Consider the following 22,607-nt stretch of genomic DNA (forward strand, 5'->3'; position numbering starts at 1 on the left):
AACTGCGGTAAAGAGGTATTGAAAATGGCTGAACGTCTCAGCAATGACTTCCAGTTCATCGAGGTCGGGCGCAAGGATCCGAAGAAGAAACTGTTGCGTCAACGCAAGAAAGAGTTCGTGGAAATCTACGAACCCTTCAAACCCCAGCAATCGGCCGAGCAGGCCCACCGCTGCCTGGGTTGTGGCAACCCGTACTGCGAGTGGAAGTGCCCGGTGCACAACTTCATCCCCAACTGGTTGAAGCTGGTTTCCGAAGGCAACATCCTCGCCGCCGCGGAGCTGTCGCACCAGACCAACACCCTGCCGGAAGTCTGCGGCCGGGTGTGCCCGCAGGACCGCCTGTGCGAGGGTGCCTGTACCCTTAACGACGGCTTCGGCGCGGTGACCATCGGTTCGGTGGAGAAGTACATCACCGACACCGCCTTCGCCATGGGCTGGCGCCCGGACATGTCCAAGGTCAAGCCGACCGGCAAGCGCGTCGCCATCATCGGCGCCGGCCCGGCCGGCCTGGGCTGCGCCGACGTACTGGTGCGCGGCGGGGTAACCCCGGTGGTGTTCGACCGCAACCCGGAAATCGGCGGCTTGCTGACCTTCGGCATCCCCGAGTTCAAGCTGGAAAAGACCGTGCTGAGCAATCGCCGCGAAGTCTTCACCGGCATGGGCATCGAGTTCCGTCTCAATACCGAGGTGGGCAAGGATGTCAGCATGGAGCAACTGCTCGAGGAATACGATGCGGTGTTCATGGGCATGGGCACCTACACCTACATGAAGGGCGGCTTCCCCGGTGAAGACCTGCCGGGCGTGCACGATGCTCTGGACTTCCTGGTGGCCAACGTCAACCGCAACCTGGGCTTTGAAAAGTCGCCGGAAGATTTCGTCGACATGAAGGGCAAGAAGGTCGTGGTCCTCGGTGGTGGCGACACGGCGATGGACTGCAACCGCACCTCCATCCGCCAGGGCGCCAAGGCCGTGACCTGTGCCTACCGTCGTGACGAGGCGAACATGCCCGGCTCGCGCAAAGAGGTGAAGAACGCCAAGGAAGAGGGGGTGAAGTTCCTCTACAACCGCCAGCCGATCGCGATCGTCGGGGAAGACAAGGTCGAAGGTGTGAAGGTGGTCGAGACCCGTCTCGGCGAGCCGGACGCCCGTGGCCGCCGCAGCCCCGAGCCGATCCCGGGTTCCGAAGAGATCATCCCGGCCGATGCCGTGGTCATCGCCTTCGGTTTCCGTCCGAGCCCGGCGCCGTGGTTCGAGCAGTTCAGCATCCAGACCGACAGCCAGGGCCGCGTGGTGGCGCCGGAGAAGAACACCTACAAGCACCAGACCAGCAACCCGAAGATCTTCGCCGGTGGCGACATGGTCCGCGGTTCCGACCTGGTGGTGACGGCGATCTTCGAGGGGCGCAATGCCGCCGAGGGGATCTTGGATTACCTGGGCGTCTGAAACAGCTTCGCGGGACAAGCCCGCTCCTACAGAACCTGTGTAGGAGCGGGCTTGACCCGCGATGAATTCAACAAAATCTATTGACCTGTCACAAGTCGATAGACAAAAGGCACGGTTGATACCGTGCCTTTTACGTTGGGCTCTGAGAAAATGCCCCCACTTTTTTTCCGGATGCCGACATGACTGCCTTGAAGAACGATCGTTTTCTGCGCGCCCTGCTCAAGCAACCCGTAGACGTCACCCCGGTGTGGATGATGCGCCAGGCCGGCCGCTACCTGCCGGAATACCGCGCCAGCCGCGCCAAGGCCGGCGACTTCATGAGCCTGTGCATGAACCCGCAGTTTGCCTGCGAGGTCACCCTGCAGCCGCTGGACCGCTACCCGCTGGACGCCGCGATCCTGTTCTCGGACATCCTCACCATCCCCGACGCCATGGGCCAGGGCCTGTATTTCGAAACCGGCGAAGGCCCGCGCTTCAAGAAGGTCGTCAGCACCCTGGCCGATATCGAGGCGCTGCCGATCCCTGATCCGCAAAAGGACCTGGGCTACGTCATGGACGCGGTCAGCACCATCCGCCGCGAGCTCAACGGCCGCGTGCCGCTGATCGGCTTCTCCGGCAGCCCCTGGACGCTGGCCACCTACATGGTCGAAGGCGGCTCGTCGAAAGACTTCCGCAAGACCAAGGCCATGCTCTACGACAATCCGCAGGCCATGCACCTGCTGCTCGACAAACTCGCGCAGTCGGTCATCAGCTACCTCAACGGGCAGATCCTCGCCGGCGCACAAGCGGTGCAGATCTTCGACACCTGGGGCGGCAACCTGTCGGCGGCGGCCTACCAGGAGTTCTCCCTGGCCTACATGCGCAAGATCGTCAGCGGCCTGATCCGCGAGCACGAAGGGCGCAAGGTGCCGGTCATTCTCTTCACCAAGAACGGCGGCCTGTGGCTGGAAAGCATCGCCGATGCCGGCGCTGATGCCCTGGGCCTGGACTGGACCTGCGACATCGGCGAAGCGCGCCAGCGCGTCGGCAGCAAGGTTGCCCTGCAGGGCAACATGGACCCGACCGTGCTGTACGCCAAGCCAGAGGCCATTCGTGCCGAAGTCGGGCGCATCCTCGCCAGCTACGGCAAGGGCAGCGGTCATGTGTTCAACCTTGGCCACGGCATCACCCCCGAGGTTGATCCGGAGCACGCCGGCGCGTTCATCAACGCCGTGCACGAGCTGTCGGCGCAATACCACCAGTAAGCAGCGCTGCAACACGAAAACGCCCGGCCTATGCCGGGCGTTTTGCTATTAAGGTTCAATTCAGCCTGCATGGGTAATCTGGCTCCATCGAAACCCAGACAGGATCTTCACCATGAAAACCCGTTACCTCGCTCTGCTGCTTGCCCCGCTGTTCAGCACCGCTGCCCTGGCCGCCGGCTACACCGGCCCTGGCGCCCAGTCGGTGACCACGGTGGCTGCCGCCAATGACGCCGTTGACGACACCCCGGTTGTGCTGCAAGGCTACGTCATCAAGAAAGTGAACAACGATGACAAGTACGAGTTCAAGGACACCACCGGCACCATCACCGTCGAGATCGATGACGAAGACCTGCCGGCAGTAGCCTTCAACGACAAGACCAAGGTCAAGCTGACCGGTGAAGTCGAGAAGCACCTGATGAGCCGTGAAGTGGATGTCGACCTGGTTGAAGTGATCAACTAAACAATGCATCGCGGGGCAAGTCGGGTCGCCCCGCGATTTGCATTTCAGGCCTTGGCCGGCAACCGGCTCAGGTGCACCGCCACCAGCAACGCCACCACCAGCAAGCTGCCAATGAACAGGCCGATGCCGTTCCACCCCGCCTGATGCCAGAACACCCCGCCCGCTGTACCCGCCACACTCGACCCCGCGTAGTAACTGAACAGGTACAACGACGACGCCTGGCCCTTGGCCTTGGTCGCCCGGCGGCCGATCCAGCTGCTGGCCACTGAATGCGCGCCGAAAAAGCCGAAGGTGAACACCAGCATGCCGACGATAATCAGCGCCAAGGGGCTGAGCAGGGTCATCAACAAGCCGCTGAACATCAGCAAAATGGTTGCCCAGAACACCTTGCGCCGGCCCAGCTTGTCGGCCAGGGCGCCGATCTGCGCCGAGCTGTAGATGCCCGACAGGTACACCACCGACAGCAGCCCGACCAGCGCCTGGCTCATGTGATAGGGTTCGGCCAGCAGGCGATAGCCGATGTAGTTGAACAGGGTGACGAACGCGCCCATCAGCAGGAAGGCTTCGAGGAACAGCCACGGCAGGCCTGCATCGCGAAAGTGCAGGGTAAAGCCGTCGAGCAGGCTGCGTGGGTGCAGCGAGCGCGGGTGGAAGTTGCGCGATTCGGGGAGGATCTTCCAGAACACCGCCGCAGCAATCAGCGCCAGGCCACCGATCACCAACATCGCCGTGTGCCAGCTGACGAAGTCGATCAGCACCCCGGTGATCAGCCGCCCGCTCATGCCGCCGATGGCATTGCCACCGATGTACAGGCCCATGGCCAGGCCAATGTGCTGGGGGTGGATCTCTTCGCTCAGGTACGTCATGGCTACCGCCGCCAGGCCGCTGAGCGACAACCCGAGCAGCGCGCGGGTCAGCAGCACGCCGTGCCAGCTGGGCATCAGGGCGCTGACGATGGTGCACAGCGCGGCGCAGAACAGGGCGAAGACCATCACTGGCTTGCGCCCGATGCGGTCGGAAATCGGCCCGGTGATCAGCAGCCCGAAGGCCAGCATGCCGGTGGACACCGAGAGGATCAGGCTGCTCTGCGCGGCACTGATGGAAAATTCCTGCGACAGCAGCGGCATCATTGGCTGCACGCAATACAGCAGGGCAAAGGTGGCAAAGCCGCCGCAGAACAGCGCCAGTACGGTGCGCAAAAAGGCCGGGGTGCCTTTTTCGATCCAGCTTTCGTTGAGGGTGGCGACGATTTCGTCCAGCGGAGCAGGGGGCAATTCGTGGGCGTGTGGCGCAACAGCAGTTTTCACGGGTGACCTCGGGGGCGCTACGGCCTGTCAGGCAGTGAAAAAAGCATATAGCTGGCTAATGATCATTTCCAATATATTGTTCGACCTGTTTAAGAGGTTTTACGACCTATTGGAGCCGCCATGGAATTGCGTCACCTGCGTTACTTCATTGCCGTCGCCGAAGAGCTGCATTTTGGCCGGGCGGCGCAGAACCTGGGGATCTCCCAACCACCGCTGAGCCAGCAAATTCAGGCCCTGGAGCAGGAGCTGGGGGCGCGCCTGTTCGAGCGTACCAATCGTCGGGTCGAGCTCAGCGAGGCCGGGCGGCTATTCCTTGAAGAGGCGCGGCTGGTGCTGGCGCAGGTCGACAAGGCCGCCGATGTCGCCCGGCGCGCGCAATTGGGCGAGCTGGGCGAGATGAAGATCGGCTTCACTTCGTCGGCGCCGTTCAATTCGAGCATCCCCAAGGCCATTCACGCCTTTCGCCAGCGCTTCCCGGCCGTGCACCTGAACCTCAAGGAAATGAGCAGCCGCGACGTGGCCGATGCCTTGCTCGACGAGTCGATCGAAGTCGGCCTGATGCGGCCGTTGGCGTTGCCCGAGAGCCTGAATGCCGTCGAGCTGTTTCGCGAGCCGCTGGTGGCGGTGATCAATGCCGCTCACCCGTTGGCCGAGGGCAGCGAAGCCGGGGTGCACATGGCCGAGCTGGCCCACGAACCCTTTGTGTTTTTTCCGCGTAGCTACGGCAGTGGCCTGCATGCGCAACTGCTGAGCCTGGCACGTCAGGCCGGGTTCAGTCCGCATTTTGCCCAGGAGGCGGGGGAGGCGATGACCATCATCGGCCTGGTGGCTGCGGGGTTGGGGGTATCGGTGTTGCCGGCTTCGTTCCAGCGCATGCGTATCGATGGCGTGGTGTACCGGACCTTGCTCGACGACGACGCGGTGACGGCGGTATGGCTGGTGCAGCGCCGCGCTGCGCCGTCGGCGATGGCCAGGGCGTTTGCCGAGCTGTTGACCCGGCAAGCCCTGTAACGCAGCTGAGTTACTGGACCTTGGCCAGGTCGCCCTTCAGTGCAACGCCCGCCATGACCGCGCCGGCGTGGCATTCGTAGGTGGTGGCGTCCTTGCGCTCGTTGCGCTTGTAGTAGCTGCTGATGTTGGTCACGGCGTTGGCGCCGACCTTGCGCGCGGCGTCCTGCATGGTCAGCAGCGCCGATTGCAGGGCCCATTCGCAGGCCGCTTCATCAGACTTGTTGAAAGCGTTGGTCTTCTTGTTGGTGATCGCCGCCGGGCTGACCACGGTGACCTTGCCTTTTGGCTGCACGCCGGCCAGGTAGAACTTCACCGAACCGTCGAGCTTGTTCTCGGCGGTCATCTGCGCCACGACTTTCTCGAACGGCAGGTAGTGAGTGGTGTCGCGAGCCTGGCTCAGGCCGGGCAGGGCGCAGAGCAGCAGAGTGGCGGTGGCGGTCCAGGTTTTCAGACGCATTGTGTCGTTCCTTGATTATTTGACAGTGTTCGAGTGCTGTTCGTTGATGGCGCGTTGCACCATGTTTTGCGCTTCCATCCTGTTCAGCTCTTGCAGGATGCTTTTGTCGAGGTTGTTCACCCAACGGTTGTAATTACGGTGAATCTTGCCGTTCTTGTAACCCAGCTCGCGGCTGTCGCGGTAGTTGATGCGAAAGTTGCTGACGCTGTAGCGGATGTCGATGGCGGCATAGAAGGTATTGCGCACCAGGATGTCGGCCTGGATCAGGTTCGGGCTGACCGTGCGTGCGGTCCAGCCGCGCTCGGCGACGGCCTTGAGGATGGCCTGCTGCACTTGCTCGTGGCTGTAGTTGTGGCCGACCACAAGTTGCTCTTGCGGGGTCAGTACCGGCTTTGAGGTACAGCCAGCCAGGCCCGCCAGGGCCAGGCCGAGGACAGCGGCGCGAATCAATGAAGACATTCCTTTCTCTCCAGCAGGTTTGAGGTCAGGTCCAGCGGCGGAAAATCAGCGAGGTGTTGACCCCGCCAAAGGCGAAGTTGTTGTTCATCACGTAGTCGTGACTCATGCTGCGAAACTCGCCGCACAGGTAGTCCAGCTCGCCGCAGCGCGGGTCGATGTGCTCAAGGTTGAGGGTGTGCACATAGCGGTCGCTGTTCATCATCTCGATGCTGAACCAGGACTCCAGCGCGCCGCAAGCACCGAGGGTGTGGCCGAGGAAGCTTTTTTGCGAGCTGATCGGCATGCGCGGGCCGAACAGGCTGCTGGTGGCCAGGGTTTCGGCGATGTCGCCCTGCTCGGTGGCGGTGCCGTGGCCGTTGACGTAGCCGATGGCAGCCGGCGTGAGGTTTGCGTCTTCCAGCGCCAGCTCCATGGCCCGGCGCATGGTCGCCTGCTCCGGGCGGGTGGTGTGCTGGCCGTCGGCGTTGCTGCCAAAGCCGACGATCTCGGCATAAATGTGCGCGCCCCGGGCCAGGGCGTGCTCGAGCTCTTCGAGCACCAGCATGCCGCCGCCTTCGCCGATTACCAGGCCATCGCGACCGCTGTCGTAGGGGCTCGGGCTCTTGTGCGGGGTGTCGTTCTTGAGGCTGGTGGCGTACAGCGCGTCGAAGACCATAGCCTCGGTCGGGCACAGCTCTTCGGCGCCGCCGGCGAGCATCAGCGGCAGGCGGCCGAACTTGATCGCTTCATAGGCATAGCCGATGCCCTGGCTGCCGCTGGTGCAGGCGCTGGAGGTCGGGATCAGGCGCCCGGTGAGGCCGAAGAAGATACTGATATTGGCTGCGGTGGTGTGCGGCATCATGCGCACGTAGGAGTTGGCGTTGAGGCCTTCGGCCACCGAGTTGAGCAGCATGTTGCCGAACGCCTTGATCTCGTCGGTACTGCCGGTGGACGAGCCGCAGGCCACGCCCATGCGCCCGTCGCGGATCGACGGGTCGTCGAGCAGGCCGGCGTCGCGCAGGGCGTTCTGCGCTGCCGCCACGGCCAGGCGCGAGACCCGACCCATGCTGCGCAGCTGCTTGCGGGTCCAGCCGCTCGGCACCTTGAAATCGTCGATGGGGCCGGCCAGGCGCGTATTGAGCTCCTCGAAACGGTCCCATTCATCCATGCGGCGAATGCCGCTGCGGTTGCTGGCGAAGTTGCCGGCAATGGTCTGCCAGTCGCTGCCCAGCGAGGTGATACCGGCCATGCCGGTGACGACCACACGTTTCATCAGCACAGGCCTCCGTTGACCGCCAGCACCTGACGGGTGATGTAGGCGGCTTCGGCCGACATCAGGAAGTTCACCGCGCCGGCGACTTCTTCCGGGGTCCCCATGCGTTGTGCCGGGATCATCTTCAGCAGCTCTTCAACCGGTACGTGCTCGTCGAGCATGGCGGTATCGATCAACCCCGGGGCAACGCAGTTGACGGTGATCTTGCGCTTGCCCAGCTCGATTGCCAGGGCCTTGGCGGCGCCGATGACGCCGGCCTTGGAGGCGCTGTAGTTGACCTGGCCACGGTTGCCGATCATGCCCGACACCGAGGTGATGCAGACGATACGCCCGGCTTTGCGCCGGCGGATCATCGGCATCATCAGTGGGTGCAGGACGTTGTAGAAACCGTCGAGGTTGGTGCGCAGCACCTGGTCCCAGTCGTCTTCGGTCAGCGCCGGGAAGGCGCCGTCGCGGGTCAGGCCGGCGTTGCAGACCACACCGTAGTAGGCGCCGTGGGTTTCTACGTCATCAGTGAGGATGGCCGCGCAGGCGGCGCGGTCGGCGACGTCGAACTGCAGCACGCGGGCTTGCTGGCCCAGGCCCCGGACTTCTGCGGCAACGGCGTCGGCTTCACTGCGCCCGTTTCGGCAATGCAGGACCAGGTCGAAACCGGCGTGCGCCAGGCGCAGGGCAATGGCCCGGCCAATGCCACGGCTGGAACCGGTGACCAGGATGGTGTCAGTCATGGGGGGACTCCTCAGGGCCCGCTTCGGCCAGGTAGCTGGCCACCTGCGGCGGGCGAAAAACGTTCAAACGGGCCATGGCATGGATGCCCGGGCCGCGCAGGTGACACTCGAACACGCCCATGCCGTTGTCGTCTTCGAGCGAGCGCAGGGCATGGATGCGCAAGTGGGCACCGGCAGGGAAATGTTCGACATTGCATTCGAATTTACGCGTGCCGAGCAAAAAGCCCAGCTCCACCGGCTGGCCTTGCTGGCGCGCGCGGCAACCGGCATAGGCGGCCACGCTCTGGGCCATCAGCTCGATGCCGACCCAGGCCGGCAGGCTGCCGTCGGCGCGGTTGAACAGGCCGCCGGGGCGTACGGTCAGGTGGGTATGGATCTGCTCTTCATCGAACGACTCGACCTGATCGATAAGGATCATGTCGCCGGCGTGCGGCAGCAGTTCGGCCAGTGGCCAGGTGATCATGGGGTGTCTCCGAGAATCAGGCTGACATTGTTGCCACCGAAGGCGAACGAATTGCTCATCAGGCGTCGCGGGCCGCTGGCCGGCAGGCGCTGGCTGGCATCGGCCAGGTTCAGGGCTGGCAACTGCGGGTCATCGACGCCATCCCAGACATGCGGCGGCAGGCGCCCTTCGGTATTGCCGGCGGCCAGGCTCAGCCAGCAGAACGCCGCTTCCAGTGCACCGGCGGCGCCCAGGGTGTGGCCGGTCATCGGCTTGCTCGACGAGCAGGCCAGCTGGCTGCCAAACAGTTCATGCACGGCCAGGCTTTCCATGGCGTCGTTGTGCCGGGTGGCGGTGCCGTGCAGGTTCAGGTAGTCGATGTCTTGTGGTTGCAGGCAGGCATTGTCCAGCGCCTTGCGCATGGCCTGCAAGGCGCCCTTGCCGCCGGGCTCTGGCGCCGAGATATGGTGCGCATCGGAGCTGGCACCGGCACCGAGCAGGGCAATGCCGGGGCCTTCGTGGTTGGTATCGCGAGTCATCAGGAACAGTACCGCCGCTTCGCCGATGTTGATGCCATTGCGGTTGACCGAGAACGGGTTGCAGCGCTCGGCGCTCACCGCCTCGAGGGAGCTGAAGCCGTTGAGGGTCAGCTTGCACAGGCTGTCGACACCGCCGCAGATCACCGCATCGCACAGCCCCAGGTCGAGCAGGCGCCGGGCGCTCATCAAGGCCCGGGCGCTGGAAGTGCAGGCGGTGGAAATCACATAGGCCGGGCCGCTCAGTTGCAGCCAGTCGGCAAGGAAATTGGCCGGGGCGCTGAGCTCCTGCTGGGCATAGTCGTAGCTGGGCGAAAATTGTTGCTCGCGCAGGTAGTGGGCGATGCCCTCGCTGGCCTCCTTGATGCCCGAGGTGCTGGTGCCCAGGACGATACCGATGCGCGGGCGGCCAAAGCGGGCGATGGCCGCTTCGATCGCTGAGCTGATCTGCAGGCAGGCCTCCAGCAGCAACTGGTTGTTGCGGCTGTGGTGGGCCTGCAGGCCGGCAGGCAGCTCGGGCAGTTCGCCGTGCACGGCTGCTACCGGCAGGCTGCGCTGCGCTACCCAGCCCTCCTCCACGCGCATGCCAGAGCAGTCGCCGGCAAACAGCTTGCGGGCAACTTCGGCCTGGCCGCGCCCGAGGGCGCAGACCAGGCCCAGGGCATTGAGGTAAGCGGTCATGGCGTGTTCTCGCTGGGCAGTGGGCTGACTAGATAACGCAGGCCCTGGCCCAGGTTCAAGGTGAAGTCGTCGGCTTGTCGGTAGTCGACATGCCAGCGCTCACCCAGCCAGCGTTGCTGGCCTTGCTGGCGGGCGCCGGGGTAGAGCGTTTGCACCTGCTCGGCCGGGGTCATGGCGAACAGCAGGGCGGCGAACAGTTCACGGGCACCCGGGTTGGGTGGCAGCAGGCCATCGGCTTGCCACTGGCCGTCGTTGAGCAACTGCCGTGCCTGCGGAATGCCCAGCAAGTCCAGCAACGACCAGCGCAGGCTGGCGTCTTCGCGCTGGATCACCAGCAGCCAGTCCTGGCTTTGCCCCGCCTGTTGGCGCTGAATATGCAGCTGCATCGGCAGCGTCAGCGCCGGCATTTGCGTGGGCAGCGGCACCCGGCTGGCGCAGGCGCTCAGCAGGGCAAAGGCGAGGATCAGCAACAGGCGTTTCATGCACTCGGCTCGGTGGGGTTCAATGGTTTGCGCGCCACCACGTTGACCAGGGTTTCTTCGCGCTGGCCGACGGGCGGCGGCTTGCGCAGGCCGAAGCGTTCGAGCAGGCCGAAGTCGCTGGAACGGCTCCACCACAGGTACGGGTAAGAGACATTCTGCGCGCCGAATTCGAAGCCCTGGTCGCGCAGCATCTGCAGGTACTGTTCGGCGCTTTTCTGTACATGCATGGGGTGACGGAACAGCCAGCGGATCACCCAGGTGTCGATATAGGCTTCGGTGGACTCGGCGAACAGCAGGTAGCCGCCGGGCTTGAGCACCCGGTAGAACTCGGCCAGGGCCTGTTCCTGCTCGACCAGGTGGTGGAAGGTCTGGTGGCAAAAGAGCATGTCGACGCTGTTGTCGGCAAACTGCAAGGCCGCGCAGTCACTGCCGCGCAGCTCGACCTCCAGGCCCAGGCGCCGGGCCTCGGCCTGGCTCAGTTCGAGGCTGTGCGGGTCGGCGTCGGTGCCCAGCAACTGGCCGGGGCTGAACACCTGCTGCAGGTACTGGAACGACTTGCCCTGGCCGCAGCCGGCATCGAGCAGCACCGGTGCTTGCGGCAGCGGCGCGTCGAACAGCCGGCGCAGGTCGTTGATCGCCACCCGCAGCACGTGGTGCTGCCAGGTATGGCTACGCAGGAACCAGAAGCCGAAGCGGGTTTCCTCGACGTAGCTGTCGCTGAGGAAGGGTTGTTGGCTCATGCTGCCGTCCTTGCACAGACTTCGGCGAGCATGCGCAGGCGCCGCTTGGGCTCGGCCACGAACGGGTTGCGCGGGTCCCAGGCATAACCGGCGAGGATCGAGCTGATCATCGCGCGGATTTCCGGCGAGCTGGCCGGGTGGTAGATGACGTCCTGGAAGCTGCCGTTGTACCAGCCTTCGACATAGGCGCGGAAGGTATCGACGCCGCGCTTGAGCGGCTCGGCGAACTCGCTCTGCCAGTCGACGTTTTCACCTTGCAGCTGGCGGTGCAGCACGCCGGCGGCCATGCTCGCCGAGCGCATGGCGATGGTTACCCCGGAGGAAAACACCGGATCGAGGAATTCGGCGGCGTTGCCGAGCAGGGCAAAGCCCGGGCCGTGCAGGGTCTTGACGTTGGCCGAGTAGCCGCCGATGGTCCGCGCCGGGGTGTCCCACACGGCGTTGGCCAGCACCTTGGCCAGGCTTGGGGTCTGGGCGACGAAGTCTTTCAGGCAGGCATCCAGGTCAGCCGGCGCGGCGGCAAAGTGCTCGGCGGCGGCGACCACGCCCAGGGAGCAGCGGCCGTTGCTGAAGGGAATGGTCCAGAACCAGATATCGCGGTGCTGCGGATGGGTGGTGATGAGGATTTTTTCGCGGTCGAACGCCGGGTGGTCGATGCGGTCTTCGATGTGGGTGAACACCGCCTGGCGCACCGGAAAGCTCGACGGCGCTTCGAGGTCCAGCAGGCGCGGCAGGACGCGGCCATAACCGCTGGCATCGAGGACAAACTCAGCTTCGACGCGGTACTCGCTGCCATCCAGGCGGCGCACGCGCAGCTGCGGGCGGGCACGCTCGAAGTCGGCGGCGATGATCTCTTCTTCGTAGCGGATTTCCACGCCCTGGGCAGCGGCCTGGTCGGCCAGCAACTGGTCGAACTGGGCGCGCTGGACCTGGAAGGTGCTTGGCTTGCCGTTGCTGAAGGTGTCGCCAAAATCAAACGCGCTGTATTCCTCGCCCCAGGCGAAGGCCGCGCCGTTCTTGCGCTGGAAGCCTGCCGCTTCGAGGGCCGGGAGCATGCCGGCTTCCTCGACGAAGTCGATGCAGTGCGACAGCAGGCTCTCGCCGATGGAAAAGCGCGGAAAGCGCTGGCGCTCGATGATCAGTACGTCGTGGCCATTGCGCTTGAGCAAGGCCCCGGCGATGGCGCCGGACGGACCGGCGCCGATGATCAATACCTGCCGTTGTTGCAGTTCAGTGTTCGGCATAAGGCCTCCTTGCCGGTTGGGCAGTCTTCAATGGAATCCGGTGCAGGCCGGCCAGCGCGGGCATCAGCGTGGCGACCAGGCTCATCAGCATCAGCGCGAAGTACAGCGCCGGGCTGATCAGCTGTTGTTGCAGCAGCAGGTTGAGAAAGACGATCTCGCTCAAGCCGCGAATATTGAGCAGCAGGCTTTCCCGCCATTTGCTCGCGCCGGCGAACGACGGCGTCGCCCAGCACAGGCCCAGCCAGTTGCCGAGCAGCTTGCTGACGATCGGTAACAGCAGCAAGGCACTCAACTGGATGGCATCGAAGCCCTGCAGCACGTTGTGGATATCGATCTGGATGATGCCGAAGGTCATGATCAACGGGATCGCAATGCCGTTCTGCAGGCGTTTTATCCACAGCGCCGACAGCGGCATGTGCAGTGGCAGCTTGAGCCAGGCCAGGCAGCACAGGTAGCCGATACCGAAGATCAACGCATTGAGGCGGTAGTGCTCGGCAACGAACAGCAGGGCGAAAAAGCCCAGGCTGTAGACCCACGGCCGGCGCAGGCCAAGGGCGTAGAGTGGCAGCGGCAGGCAGGCGCCCAGCACGGGCAGCAGCAGGCTCACGGGGTCGAGGCTACCCTTGCCCAGGCCAAACAGCAGCCAGCAGGTCAGGTCGATGAGGATCGCCGACTGCATCAGACGCCGGGTCGCTGCGGGCGGATAGTCAATGTTGCGCAGGTACAGGTAGAGCACCGGAATGGCGGTGATGGCGAACACCAGCCCAAGCGCCAGGGTGGTCAGCCAGGGCTGCGTCGGCAGCAGCAAGGCGCCGCAGGCCAGGCCACAGGCAAAGGGCACCAAGAAGCTCGGCAGGGCGATCTTCAGGCTCTGGCGGTCGAACTTCAGCTCCACCACGTCAGCCAGAATATGCCCCAGCAGCAGGGCGAAACTCAGGCCATACAGGGTTTTCAGCCAGGACGGCGCCACCAGCGCAGCGCCACTGAGCTGCCAGTGCGGCTCGACCCAGAACAGCATCAGCAGCGGCAGGCCGAGGGTCGCCAGCAACAACTGGCTGACAATCGGGATCAGCCCCAGGCGCCGGCCCAGCTCACTGGCGATCCAGAACAGTGCCAGGGCCAGGACCCAGAACAACACGATACTCATGCCGCCTGTTCCTTGTGGCCGGTGGCAGCCCAGGGCGCCAGGACAAAACTGAAGGCCAGGCCGAGGCTCACCGCCAGGCCAAAGTTGCTCACCGCCGGGGTGCTCGACACCGCCAGCAGGCCGAACGACAGCCAGGTGGTGGTCGCCGCCAGCAGGGTGCCGAGCAGGCTGACGGCGGCGCCGCCGATCTGCTCATGCATGAGGATCGCGTAGTCTACGCTGATGGCGGTCACCAGCAGCAGGCCGAACAGGCTGAACAGGGTCAGCGGCTGGCCCAGCCAGCCCAGGCAGGCCAGGCTGCACAACGCGGCGAGTAGCGGCAGGGCGACGATGCGCAGGGCACCGCCGAGGCCGAACGGCAGGATCAGCAACACCACGATCAGCGCGCACGACAACAGCTTGAGCTCGGCGGCGCTGACCTGGGTGGCGGCAAACACCCGGTTGAGGTCGCCGAGGCGGTCGACCAGTTGCACGCCGTCGAGGTCGTCGGCTTGCAGGCGCAGCAATGCCGGATCGTTCAAGCCCTGGAGGCTGACGATGGCGGCCACGCCCTGGCCATCGGCGCCCAGCCACAGGGTGCGCCAGGGCTCGCCCAGCGGGCCGCTGAGGGCGTGATCGATGTCGAGGGTAGGCAAGACCTGCACTTTTGCCAGTTCCGCCTGTAACGCGCTTTGCGGTACGCCCAGGGCCAGCAGCGGCTGCAGTGGCAGGCTGCCCAGTGCATCGCGTACCTGTTGCTGCTCGGCAGGGCTGGCGACCAGTTGGCTGAGGGCCATGTAGCCCTTGAGCTTGTCGGTTTCGACCAGTTCATCGAGCCGCGTGCTCAGCGCTTGCAGGCGACCCAGCAACTGCGTCTGGTCGGCGCCGCGAACCAGGTAGAACTGGCTGGTGGGCTGGTAACCGGTGATGCGTGCCACGGCCTGGGCTTCTTCGAGCAGTTGCGGCGGGCTGCCGACCCACTGGCGGATGTCGTTGCGGCTGTCCAGCTGCCACAGGCCCGCCGCGCAAAACAGGATCAGCAGGCCGAGCAACACCGGGCTTGGCACGTTGTTCAGTAGCTTCAGACGCAGATCCACCAACCATTGGGCAATGCGCAGCGGCCATTGCGCCGGCTGCAGCTCGATACCCTTGAGCAATGCCGGCAGCAGGCACACGGCGCTGAGGTAGGCGCCGACCAGGCCGGCGGCGGAAAACACGGCGATCTGGGTCAGGGCCGGGAACGGCGTGAAGGCCAGGGCCAGGTAGCCGATGCAACTGGTGGCCAGGCTCAGGCTCAGGCCCGGCAAGGTCAGCCGCAAGGCCGGCCAGGCACGCCAGGGGCGCAGGCTCCAGCTCTTGGACAGGTAGTGCAGCGGGTAGTCGACGGCGACACCGATCAGGCTTGAGCCGAGCACCAGGGTCATCACGTGCATCTGGCCGAACAGCGCCACGCAGGCCACCGCACCGAACAGCATGCCGACCAGCACCGGCATGAACGCCAGCAACACCCGCAGGCGCCTGAACGCCAGCAGCAACAGCAAGAGGATGCCGACCGTGGCGCCGCCGCCAACCCAGGTGATTTCCTGGCTGGCCTGGCGCTGGCCGTTGGCGGCATACAGCAAGCCGCTGGCGGCCAGCAGGCGGGCGCCGCGCTGCCCGGCTTCAACCCGGCTGGCGGCGAGCAGGTCGGCGACCTGCAGCGGCAGTTGCAGGTCGAACGCATTGCCCAGGGTGCGCGCGCGCAGCAGCACCCAGTGCTGGCCGTCGGCCTCGGCCAGCAGCGCGCCGCTGGCGGTGTCCAGTTGTACCGCAGCAGGGCGTGGCTGGCTGTTCTGGATGCGCCCGGTCAGGCCCAGCCAGTCGTCCTGGCTGGGTACCAGGCTGAAGCCGGCAAAGGGATCGTAGAGGCTCTGCACGCGCTGCTCGATAAAGCCTTGCGGGTTATCGACCAGGCTGCTGCGGTCGGCGCGCGAGAGCATCGCCAGGCGCCCTTGCAGCAACTGCTCGCGCAATGCCTGCAGGTCGGTTTGCAGGCTCCACTGGACCTTCTCGAACAGGCCGCTGGCCTGCCATTGCCCGGCCAGGCGCTGGGCCAGGGCGATGGCCTGGTCACGCTGGGGATGGCCGACCAGCACCAGCATCTCGCGGTTCAGCGGCTCCTGCATGCGCTGTTCGGCGCGTTGCACCAGCGGGTCCTGGGTGGCGCCGGGCACCAGCGTCATCAGGTCGGCAGACAACGGCGCGGCGCGGTGCCATTGCCAGCTGGCGAGGGCCAGCACAGCGATCAGCAACAGCAAAAACAGCCTTGGCAACAGGCGCTCACTCGGCAAAATCGCGGCGCTCCGTGTCGGTCAGGCTGGCGCTGCTGCTCGATGGCATGCGTAGCACCGTGCTGTCGCCCTGGGTTTCCAGCAACTGGATGCGTTCGACGTAGCGCCCGCCCTCGATATCGATCTGGCTGAACACCTGCTTGAGCAGCAGCGAGCGCGGAGTCAGGCGCAGTTGCCAGTGCTGGGCATCGCCTTGCAGGCTCAGCTCGAAGTCACGCTGCAGGCCGCTGCTGTCGCCTTGCAGCACGGCGAAGAACAGGCGGTTCTGCTCGGCGCCGGCGCTCTTGCCCGGCAGCATCTGCCAGCCGGACGGGTCGCGGCGGGAGATGCCCTGGGCGTTGAGGCGGTAGTCCTGCTTGAGCGGCGTTTGCAGCAGCCACAGCAGGCCATGGTCACGGGCGAGCACGAACTGGCCTTTGCTGACCAGTGGCTGTGGCAGGGCGCGCAGGTGCTTTTCCTGGATGAACGGGCCCTTGATGACCGCAGGTTCGCCCAGTTGCTTGCTCAGGTCATCGAGGCCAAAGGCGTGGGCCAGGGTGCAGCTGGCCAGCAGGCCAAGGCACAGCAGGCCACGCAACAGCGTCTTCATGGCAGCACCTTGTTCACAGCGTCGATCATCACCTGCGGCGAGGCCAGTTGCATCTCGCCGCTGGCGATCTCGACCGCGACCTGCACCGAGCTGGCGCGGGTCATGCGTGCGCCAGTGACGGCATCGCTGATCAGGTAGTTGATCTTCAGGCGGTTCTCCCACTCCACCAGGCTGGCGCGCACGTTCAGGCGCTGGCCGAAGGTGGCGCCACGCACATAGCGCAGCTGCAGGTCGATCACCGGCCAGGCGAAGCCGGAGGCCTGCATCTGCAGGTAGTTGTGTTCGAGCCTGTCGAGCAGCGCGCAGCGCGCTACCTCGAGGTATTTGACGTAATGGCCGTGCCAGACCACCAGCATGCTGTCGACATCGAAGAACGGCACCAGCACTTCGCTATCGACGTGCAACACTCCCTGACTACGCATGCAGCCTCCAGTGTTGTTCGGCTATTCGGCTCAGGCACAGGCGCAGGTCGCCTTCCAGGGCACGGTCTTCGATGACCGGGGCGAAGTCTTCGAGCAGCGCGGCGTGCATCTGGGCCAGTGCTGGCGGTAGGTCGCGGGCGTCGGCTTCGCGGCCGCGCAGCCAGACACCCTGGTTGGCCGCCAGCAAGGTCGCGGCGGCAACCTGTTCGGTCAGTTCGAGCGTGCGCAGGGCATCGCGGGCGGCGATGGTGCCCATGCTCACTTTGTCCTGGTTGTGGCACTCGGTGGAGCGCGAGAATACGCTGGCCGGCATGGTGTTCTTCAACGCTTCGGCAGTCCATGCGCTGGCGCCGATCTGCACCGCCTTGAAGCCGTGGTTGAGCATCGCCCGCTCGGCGCTGGCGCCCGACAGGTTGCTCGGCAGGCCATGGTTGTAGCGGCTGTCGACCAGCAGCGCGAGCTGGCGGTCGAGCAGGTCGGCGACATTGGCCACCAGGTTCTTCAGGCTGTCCATGGCGAAGGCGATATGGCCGCCGTAAAAATGCCCGCCGTGCAGCACGCGTTCGGCTTCGGCGTCGATGATCGGGTTGTCGTTGGCACTGTTCAGTTCGGTCTCGATAAAACCGCGCAGCCAGCCCAGGCTGTCGGCCAGCACACCGAGCACATGCGGTGCGCAGCGCAGCGAGTAGCGGTCCTGCAGGCGGTGCAGCGGCGCGGTTGGTGCGTCGATGGCCAGATCCTGGCGCAACCAGGCGGCCACCTGCATTTGCCCCGGGTGGGGCTTGGCGGCGAACAGGCGCTCGTCGAAGTGCTCCGGGTTGCCTTGCAGGGCGACCACGTTCAGCGCGGTGATGCGCGTGGCCAGCTTGAGCAGGTAATCGGCGCGGGCGAAGGCCAGGCAGGCCAGGCCGGTCATCACCGCGGTGCCGTTCATCAGCGCCAGGGCTTCCTTGGGCCGCAGCACCAGCGGCTGCCAGCCCAGTTCACGATGGACGTCGGCGGCGCTGCGGCGCTCGCCGCGGTACAGGACCTCGCGCTCGCCCGACAGGGTGGCGGCCACGTAGGACAGCGGCGTCAGGTCGCCGCTGGCGCCCACCGAGCCTTCCTGGGGAATCAGCGGCAGGATGTCGTGGGCAAGAAACGCCTGCAGGCGCTCCAGCAGCTCGACGCGCACCCCGGACACGCCATGGCACAGCGACTGCAAGCGGGCGGCCAGCACCGCGCGGGTGGCCGGTGCATCGAGCAATTGGCCGAGGCCACAGCCGTGGAAGGTGTACAGGTGCTTGGGCAGCGCTTCAACATGCTCCAGCGGCACCGCCACCACGCACGAGTCACCGTAGCCGGTGGTCACGCCGTAGATCACCCCTTCCTTGTCCAGCAGCGAGTCGAGGAACTGCGCGCCACGGGCAATCCGCGCGCGGTACTCGGCGTCGTCCTGCAGGCGGGTTTCGGTCTGGCGATTGGCCAGGGCGAGGACGTCTTCGATTGCCAGCGGCAACGCGCCGAAGGTCACGGGCTTATGCGGATGCATCGTCATCGGTCTTCCAGAAAGGGTAGAAATTGAACCATTGCTGCGGCGCTTGCAGGCAATAGTGGCCCAGGCGCTCGGCATAGCGCCCGGCCCAGTCGGCGATCACCTGATCGCGCTGGCCGCGGCGCCATTCGATGGCCTCGGCGAAGGGTTCGAGAATCACCTGGTAGCGGCCTTGCTGCTTGAGGCAGAAGAACAGGTTGAGTCGGCACTTGAGCAGCCCGGCCAGTAACCACGGGCCTTGCGGGAAGGCGGCGCGGTGGCCGAGAAAATCCGTCTCGACCGTGCGCGCGCCATGCAGTGGCACGCGGTCACCGGCAATCGCCAGCCATTCACCGCGGTCCAGGCGCTGGCTCAGTTGCAACATGATCGCCGGGTCCAGCTCGCTGACCTGGATCAGGCGCAGGTTGCTCGCCCCCGATTCACCGAGCAGGCGATTGAAGCGTTCGGCGTGCTTGGTGTGCACCAGCACGTTCATGGTCACTTGCTCGCCGAGCTCGGCCAGGGCGCGGCAGACTTCAAGGTTGCCCAGGTGCGCGCCGACCAGCATCTGCCCGCGCTCGGCGCGCAGTTGAGTGCGCAATTGTGCCGGGTCGACGATTTCGATCTGCTCCAGGCGCAGCTTGCCGTTCCACACGTCGAGCTTGTCCAGCAGGGCCTCGGCAAAGGCCATGAACTGGCCGAACACCCGCCGCTGGCTGGGGTGCAGGCCGGCTTGCCCGCTCCAGTCGGCCAGGCGATGCTGGTATTGCCAGATGCTCTGCCGGGCGCGGCGGCCAAACACGAAGAAGTACAGGACGATGCCATACAGCACCGGGCTGAGCAGGCGTCGGCCGAGCAGTTTGATACCGAAGGCGGTCAGCTTCATCAGCCAGAAGCTGCCGCGCTCCTGGTGGTCGGCCCAGTGTTGTTCGCCGTTGCTCATGCCTGCCACCGCCGCCAGAGGATCGCCGGGGCACGCAGCAACATGCCGAAGAACAGCTTGGTGTGCATCTTCGAGATCAAGGCGTTGTCGTGGAACAGGCGAAAGTGCGAAAGGCCATCGGCCGGGTAATGCACCTTGGTCGGCAGCCAGCGCATCGGCTGGTTGCGCCAGGCCAGGCGCACGAGGATCTCCGGGTCGAAGTCCATGCGCTTGCCGAGCTTGACCGCGTCGATCAGCGCCAGGGTTGGCGGCAGCGGGTAGACGCGAAAGCCGCACATCGAATCGGGAATCTGCAGCGACAGGCTGTTGATCCACACCCACACGTGAGTCAGGTAGCGCGCGTACAGGCGGCCTTTGGGCACGCTGGCGTCGTACTGTGGATAACCGCAAATCAGCGCCTGTGGATAAGCCTGCGACTGCTGCAGAAAACAGCTGACATCGGCCAGGTCGTGCTGGCCGTCGGCATCCACCTGCAGGGCATGGCTGAAGCCCAGGCGTGCCGCTTCGCGCAGGCCGGCCATGACCGCGCCGCCCTTGCCCTGGTTGACCTGCAATGTCACTAGATAAACCTGCTGCTGTTCGGCCAGCTGGCGCAGCACGGCGGCGCAGGCCGGGCTGCTGGCGTCGTCGACCAGTACGCAAGGCAGGCCGGCTGCGAGCAGGTCGGCAACTACCGCTGGCACCGCCAGTTCGTGGTTGTACACCGGGATCACCGCGCAGGGTTTATTCACCGATGGCCTCCAGCACGATGCGGCCGCTGGAGCAGGCTGCCCCGGCATTGCTGTAGGCAAAGTAGAGCTTGCCGCGCTCGGCATCGAAGCGCAGGGTCAGTTGCAGCGGGTCGCCAGGGCGCACCAGTTGCTGGAACTTCAGCACTTCCATGCCGGCGAACTGGCGTGGCCGGTCGAGCAGTTGTTGCCCGAGCGCCAGCGCCCAGTCGACCTGGACTACCCCCGGCAGTACCGGCGTCTGCGGGAAGTGGCCGTTGAAATAGGCAAGGTCTGCCGACACCGCCAGTTGCAACTGCAGTTCGCCGTTGACTTCGGCCTGGCTCAGCACTTCCGGGCCTTTGGGCCGTGGTGCCAGCAGCAGGGCTTCGAGCTCGGCCTGGGGCAGTTTGCCCTGGGCGTTGAACGGCAGTTGCCGCAGCAGCCGCCAGCGTCGGGGCAGGGCCAGGGCTTCGCAGTGCTGGCTGAGGTGCTGGCGCAGGCCTTCGGTGAGTGCGCGTCGGCCCTGATTGCGCAGGGCGTGCAGGCCTGCGGCGCTGAGCACCAGCAGGGCGCCGAGGCTGGCGCGGTTTTCCTGGATCACCGCCAGGCGCGCTTCCTCGACCCAATCGTGGGCGACCAGGGCCTGTTCGAGCATTGGTAGGGAGATGCGTTTTTCTTCCAGTTTGACGATCCGGTCCAGGCGCCCGAGCAGGCGGAAGCGCCCGTCAGCGGTGAACTCGACGGCATCGGCGCTTTGCTCGATATGGCCGGGTGGCAAATAGGTCGATTCGATACGCAGCGCACCCTGTTCATTCTGGCTCAGGCGCACCTCGGCAAAGGGTTGCCACAGGCTGTCGCCCTGGCGCCAGGCAATGCCGCCGGTTTCCGAGCTGCCGAGAATTTCGCTCGGCCATTGCTGCAGGCGCTGGTGCAAGGCCTGGGCGGCGCTGGCCGGCAGCTCGCCGCCGGAGGAAAACACCCGGCGTACCGCGCTTAACGCGGGCCAGTCGAGGTTGTCGCCCATGCGCTTGAGCAGCGCCGGGCTGGCCACCCAGGCAAAGGCCGGGTGCTCGCGGCTGGCGCGCTGCAGGTCTTCGGGGAAGGGCAACTGCCGACGCACGAACGGGCGCCCGGCACACAGCGGCCAGAGCACGCGAAACAGCAGGCCGTAGATGTGCTGGGCGGCGACGCTGCCGATGATGCACGCAGCGCCCAGCTCTGTGCCCCATAGCTGTTCCAGGGCCTGCACTTCATTGGCCAGCTGGCGCAGGCTCTTGTCGATGCGCTTGGGTTCGCCGCTGGAGCCGGAGGTGCACAGGCTCAGCAGGCAAGCGTCCAGGTCCAGTTGGGCAGCGGCCAGGGGCGTTTCCAGCAGTGCATCCAGCGCAGTGTCTTGCGCCTGGTCGCTCAGCCACAGCTCGACTTCGCCTTGCCAGCGCTGGCGGGTCTGGACTTGCAGGTCGGCCGGCAGCAGCACCTGTACGCCGGCGCGCCAGGCGCCGAGCAGGGCCACGGCCAGCTCGGCGGCGTCTTCCAGGTGCACGGCAATGCGCTTCACACCACGGCGCTCAAGGCCAGCGGCCAGTTGCAGGGCTTGCTGGCGCAGGCCCGCGTGGTCCAGCGCCGGGGCGAAGGTTACCGGGCGCGGCGCGTCGCTCGGGTGCAGCAGTTGCTCAAGAGCAATCCATTTCATGAGCGTCCTCGCACGCGTTGTCTTATCAGCCATTCAATGGCAAACAGCAGGCCCATCAGCCCGTAGGCGATCAGGCCGTTGTACAGGGTCCACCAGCTCAGCGGTGCCCACAGGGTCAGGGCGGCGGCGACCAGGCCGTTGGCCAGGAAGAACAGGCTCCAGACCTTGGTCACCTGGCGTGTGTAGTGGATCGCCACCTCGGGCAGTTGCGGCTCGCGCAGGCGCGCCAGGCGCTCGGCCACCGGCGGGCCGAATTTCAGGCTCAGGCCGAACAGGCCAAGCATGAACGCGCTGATCAACACCGGGTACCAACGCAGCAGCTGCGGGCTGTTGAACAGCGCCAGCAACGCGCAGAAGGCAATCGCCGCCACGGCCATCCAGTGCCCGCCGGGGCGCCGCGGTTCGCTCAAGGCGCGCGCCAGCCACAGGCCGCCGAGCAACAGGCCGAACTGCCAGGGGGCAAAGTGGGCCATGCCAAAATGCACCGCAAAGGGGTACAGCAGACCGGCCAGCAGCAGGCCGAGGCCGATCAGGCGTTTCATGCCGCGTTGTTGACCAGGCGGTAGACCGCCTCGACCACGTCGTTGACCGTACGTACGGCCTTGAACTCGTCGGCGGCGATTTTTTTGCCGGTCTGGCGCTTGATGTGATCGATCAGGTCGACCGCGTCGATGCTGTCGATTTCCAGGTCCTGGTACAGGTTCGATTCCAGGCTGATGCTGGCCGGGTCCAGTTCGAACAGTTCGACCAGGGCATCGCGCAGGGTGTTGAAGATGTCTTCGCGGGTTTGCATGG

General features: G+C 65.4%; 24 protein-coding genes. 4 read left to right on the plus strand and 20 right to left on the minus strand.

What is annotated here, in order from left to right:
- Window positions 1–24 precede the first annotated feature (24 nt).
- From ACZ9A3_RS25335 to ACZ9A3_RS25345, 3 genes are all read left to right on the plus strand, one after another.
- Entirely contained in the window at window positions 25–1,443 is a 1,419-nt protein-coding gene (locus ACZ9A3_RS25335; protein WP_045193948.1) for an FAD-dependent oxidoreductase, read from the plus strand.
- 179 nt (window positions 1,444–1,622) lie between these two features.
- Window positions 1,623–2,687, plus strand: a complete 1,065-nt coding sequence (hemE, locus tag ACZ9A3_RS25340) for a uroporphyrinogen decarboxylase (RefSeq protein ID WP_093377152.1) — start codon at window positions 1,623–1,625, stop codon at window positions 2,685–2,687.
- 112 nt (window positions 2,688–2,799) lie between these two features.
- Window positions 2,800–3,147, plus strand: a complete 348-nt coding sequence (locus ACZ9A3_RS25345) for a YgiW/YdeI family stress tolerance OB fold protein (RefSeq protein ID WP_476253241.1) — start codon at window positions 2,800–2,802, stop codon at window positions 3,145–3,147.
- Window positions 3,148–3,191: 44 nt separating this feature from the next.
- On the opposite strand, the gene ACZ9A3_RS25350 is transcribed toward ACZ9A3_RS25345, so the two are convergent.
- On the minus strand, window positions 3,192–4,421 hold the full coding sequence (locus ACZ9A3_RS25350) for an MFS transporter (RefSeq protein ID WP_476253353.1): 1,230 nt from the start codon (window positions 4,419–4,421) through the stop codon (window positions 3,192–3,194).
- A gap of 153 nt (window positions 4,422–4,574) precedes the next feature.
- On the opposite strand from ACZ9A3_RS25350, the gene ACZ9A3_RS25355 reads away from it, so the two are divergent.
- Window positions 4,575–5,465 (plus strand): LysR family transcriptional regulator, encoded by an 891-nt coding sequence (locus ACZ9A3_RS25355; RefSeq protein ID WP_045193945.1) that lies wholly within the window; start codon window positions 4,575–4,577, stop codon window positions 5,463–5,465.
- Window positions 5,466–5,475: 10 nt separating this feature from the next.
- On the opposite strand, the gene ACZ9A3_RS25360 is transcribed toward ACZ9A3_RS25355, so the two are convergent.
- From ACZ9A3_RS25360 to ACZ9A3_RS25450, 19 genes are read right to left on the minus strand one after another with little or no spacing between them, the layout of a single operon-like run.
- Complete coding sequence (locus ACZ9A3_RS25360; RefSeq protein ID WP_045193944.1) at window positions 5,476–5,922, minus strand: hypothetical protein; 447 nt, start codon at window positions 5,920–5,922, stop codon at window positions 5,476–5,478.
- 15 nt (window positions 5,923–5,937) lie between these two features.
- Window positions 5,938–6,381: a hypothetical protein gene (locus ACZ9A3_RS25365; protein WP_045193943.1), complete on the minus strand. Its 444-nt coding sequence runs from the start codon at window positions 6,379–6,381 to the stop codon at window positions 5,938–5,940.
- A 25-nt stretch (window positions 6,382–6,406) separates the two neighbouring features.
- Window positions 6,407–7,633 (minus strand): beta-ketoacyl-ACP synthase, encoded by a 1,227-nt coding sequence (locus tag ACZ9A3_RS25370; protein ID WP_093377139.1) that lies wholly within the window; start codon window positions 7,631–7,633, stop codon window positions 6,407–6,409.
- Window positions 7,633–8,361, minus strand: a complete 729-nt coding sequence (gene fabG / locus ACZ9A3_RS25375; protein WP_045193941.1) for a 3-oxoacyl-ACP reductase FabG — start codon at window positions 8,359–8,361, stop codon at window positions 7,633–7,635. The genes ACZ9A3_RS25370 and fabG overlap by 1 nt, the downstream gene beginning before the upstream one ends.
- The gene (locus tag ACZ9A3_RS25380) at window positions 8,354–8,824 is read right to left on the minus strand and encodes a hotdog family protein (protein ID WP_093377133.1); all 471 of its coding nucleotides are present in this window, start codon (window positions 8,822–8,824) and stop codon (window positions 8,354–8,356) included. Before ACZ9A3_RS25380 ends, fabG begins: the two co-directional genes overlap by 8 nt.
- Window positions 8,821–10,020 (minus strand): beta-ketoacyl-[acyl-carrier-protein] synthase family protein, encoded by a 1,200-nt coding sequence (locus ACZ9A3_RS25385; RefSeq protein WP_476253242.1) that lies wholly within the window; start codon window positions 10,018–10,020, stop codon window positions 8,821–8,823. The genes ACZ9A3_RS25380 and ACZ9A3_RS25385 overlap by 4 nt, the downstream gene beginning before the upstream one ends.
- Window positions 10,017–10,502 (minus strand): hypothetical protein, encoded by a 486-nt coding sequence (locus ACZ9A3_RS25390; RefSeq protein WP_213602713.1) that lies wholly within the window; start codon window positions 10,500–10,502, stop codon window positions 10,017–10,019. The genes ACZ9A3_RS25385 and ACZ9A3_RS25390 overlap by 4 nt, the downstream gene beginning before the upstream one ends.
- The gene (locus ACZ9A3_RS25395) at window positions 10,499–11,242 is read right to left on the minus strand and encodes a class I SAM-dependent methyltransferase (protein ID WP_476253243.1); all 744 of its coding nucleotides are present in this window, start codon (window positions 11,240–11,242) and stop codon (window positions 10,499–10,501) included. Before ACZ9A3_RS25395 ends, ACZ9A3_RS25390 begins: the two co-directional genes overlap by 4 nt.
- Window positions 11,239–12,486, minus strand: a complete 1,248-nt coding sequence (locus ACZ9A3_RS25400) for an NAD(P)/FAD-dependent oxidoreductase (RefSeq protein WP_045193936.1) — start codon at window positions 12,484–12,486, stop codon at window positions 11,239–11,241. Before ACZ9A3_RS25400 ends, ACZ9A3_RS25395 begins: the two co-directional genes overlap by 4 nt.
- The gene (locus ACZ9A3_RS25405; protein ID WP_195885477.1) at window positions 12,473–13,633 is read right to left on the minus strand and encodes a cation:proton antiporter; all 1,161 of its coding nucleotides are present in this window, start codon (window positions 13,631–13,633) and stop codon (window positions 12,473–12,475) included. The genes ACZ9A3_RS25400 and ACZ9A3_RS25405 overlap by 14 nt, the downstream gene beginning before the upstream one ends.
- Entirely contained in the window at window positions 13,630–15,942 is a 2,313-nt protein-coding gene (locus ACZ9A3_RS25410) for an MMPL family transporter (protein ID WP_476253244.1), read from the minus strand. The genes ACZ9A3_RS25405 and ACZ9A3_RS25410 overlap by 4 nt, the downstream gene beginning before the upstream one ends.
- A complete protein-coding gene (locus ACZ9A3_RS25415; protein ID WP_476253245.1) occupies window positions 15,932–16,531 on the minus strand; it encodes an outer membrane lipoprotein carrier protein LolA in 600 nt (199 codons plus the stop codon). The genes ACZ9A3_RS25410 and ACZ9A3_RS25415 overlap by 11 nt, the downstream gene beginning before the upstream one ends.
- Entirely contained in the window at window positions 16,528–16,953 is a 426-nt protein-coding gene (locus ACZ9A3_RS25420) for an acyl-CoA thioesterase (protein ID WP_045193932.1), read from the minus strand. The genes ACZ9A3_RS25415 and ACZ9A3_RS25420 overlap by 4 nt, the downstream gene beginning before the upstream one ends.
- Window positions 16,946–18,490, minus strand: coding sequence for an HAL/PAL/TAL family ammonia-lyase (locus ACZ9A3_RS25425; protein WP_093377102.1), 1,545 nt, complete (start codon window positions 18,488–18,490; stop codon window positions 16,946–16,948). Before ACZ9A3_RS25425 ends, ACZ9A3_RS25420 begins: the two co-directional genes overlap by 8 nt.
- The gene (locus tag ACZ9A3_RS25430) at window positions 18,471–19,409 is read right to left on the minus strand and encodes an LpxL/LpxP family acyltransferase (RefSeq protein ID WP_476253246.1); all 939 of its coding nucleotides are present in this window, start codon (window positions 19,407–19,409) and stop codon (window positions 18,471–18,473) included. The genes ACZ9A3_RS25425 and ACZ9A3_RS25430 overlap by 20 nt, the downstream gene beginning before the upstream one ends.
- Window positions 19,406–20,140, minus strand: a complete 735-nt coding sequence (locus ACZ9A3_RS25435; protein WP_476253247.1) for a glycosyltransferase family 2 protein — start codon at window positions 20,138–20,140, stop codon at window positions 19,406–19,408. Before ACZ9A3_RS25435 ends, ACZ9A3_RS25430 begins: the two co-directional genes overlap by 4 nt.
- Entirely contained in the window at window positions 20,133–21,812 is a 1,680-nt protein-coding gene (locus ACZ9A3_RS25440; RefSeq protein WP_045193928.1) for an acyl-CoA synthetase family protein, read from the minus strand. The genes ACZ9A3_RS25435 and ACZ9A3_RS25440 overlap by 8 nt, the downstream gene beginning before the upstream one ends.
- On the minus strand, window positions 21,809–22,354 hold the full coding sequence (locus ACZ9A3_RS25445; protein ID WP_195885482.1) for a COG4648 family protein: 546 nt from the start codon (window positions 22,352–22,354) through the stop codon (window positions 21,809–21,811). The genes ACZ9A3_RS25440 and ACZ9A3_RS25445 overlap by 4 nt, the downstream gene beginning before the upstream one ends.
- Window positions 22,351–22,605 (minus strand): acyl carrier protein, encoded by a 255-nt coding sequence (locus ACZ9A3_RS25450; RefSeq protein ID WP_045193926.1) that lies wholly within the window; start codon window positions 22,603–22,605, stop codon window positions 22,351–22,353. Before ACZ9A3_RS25450 ends, ACZ9A3_RS25445 begins: the two co-directional genes overlap by 4 nt.
- Between the last annotated feature and the right edge of the window lie 2 nt (window positions 22,606–22,607).

It is taken from the genome of Pseudomonas sp. TE4620, from assembly GCF_056279045.1.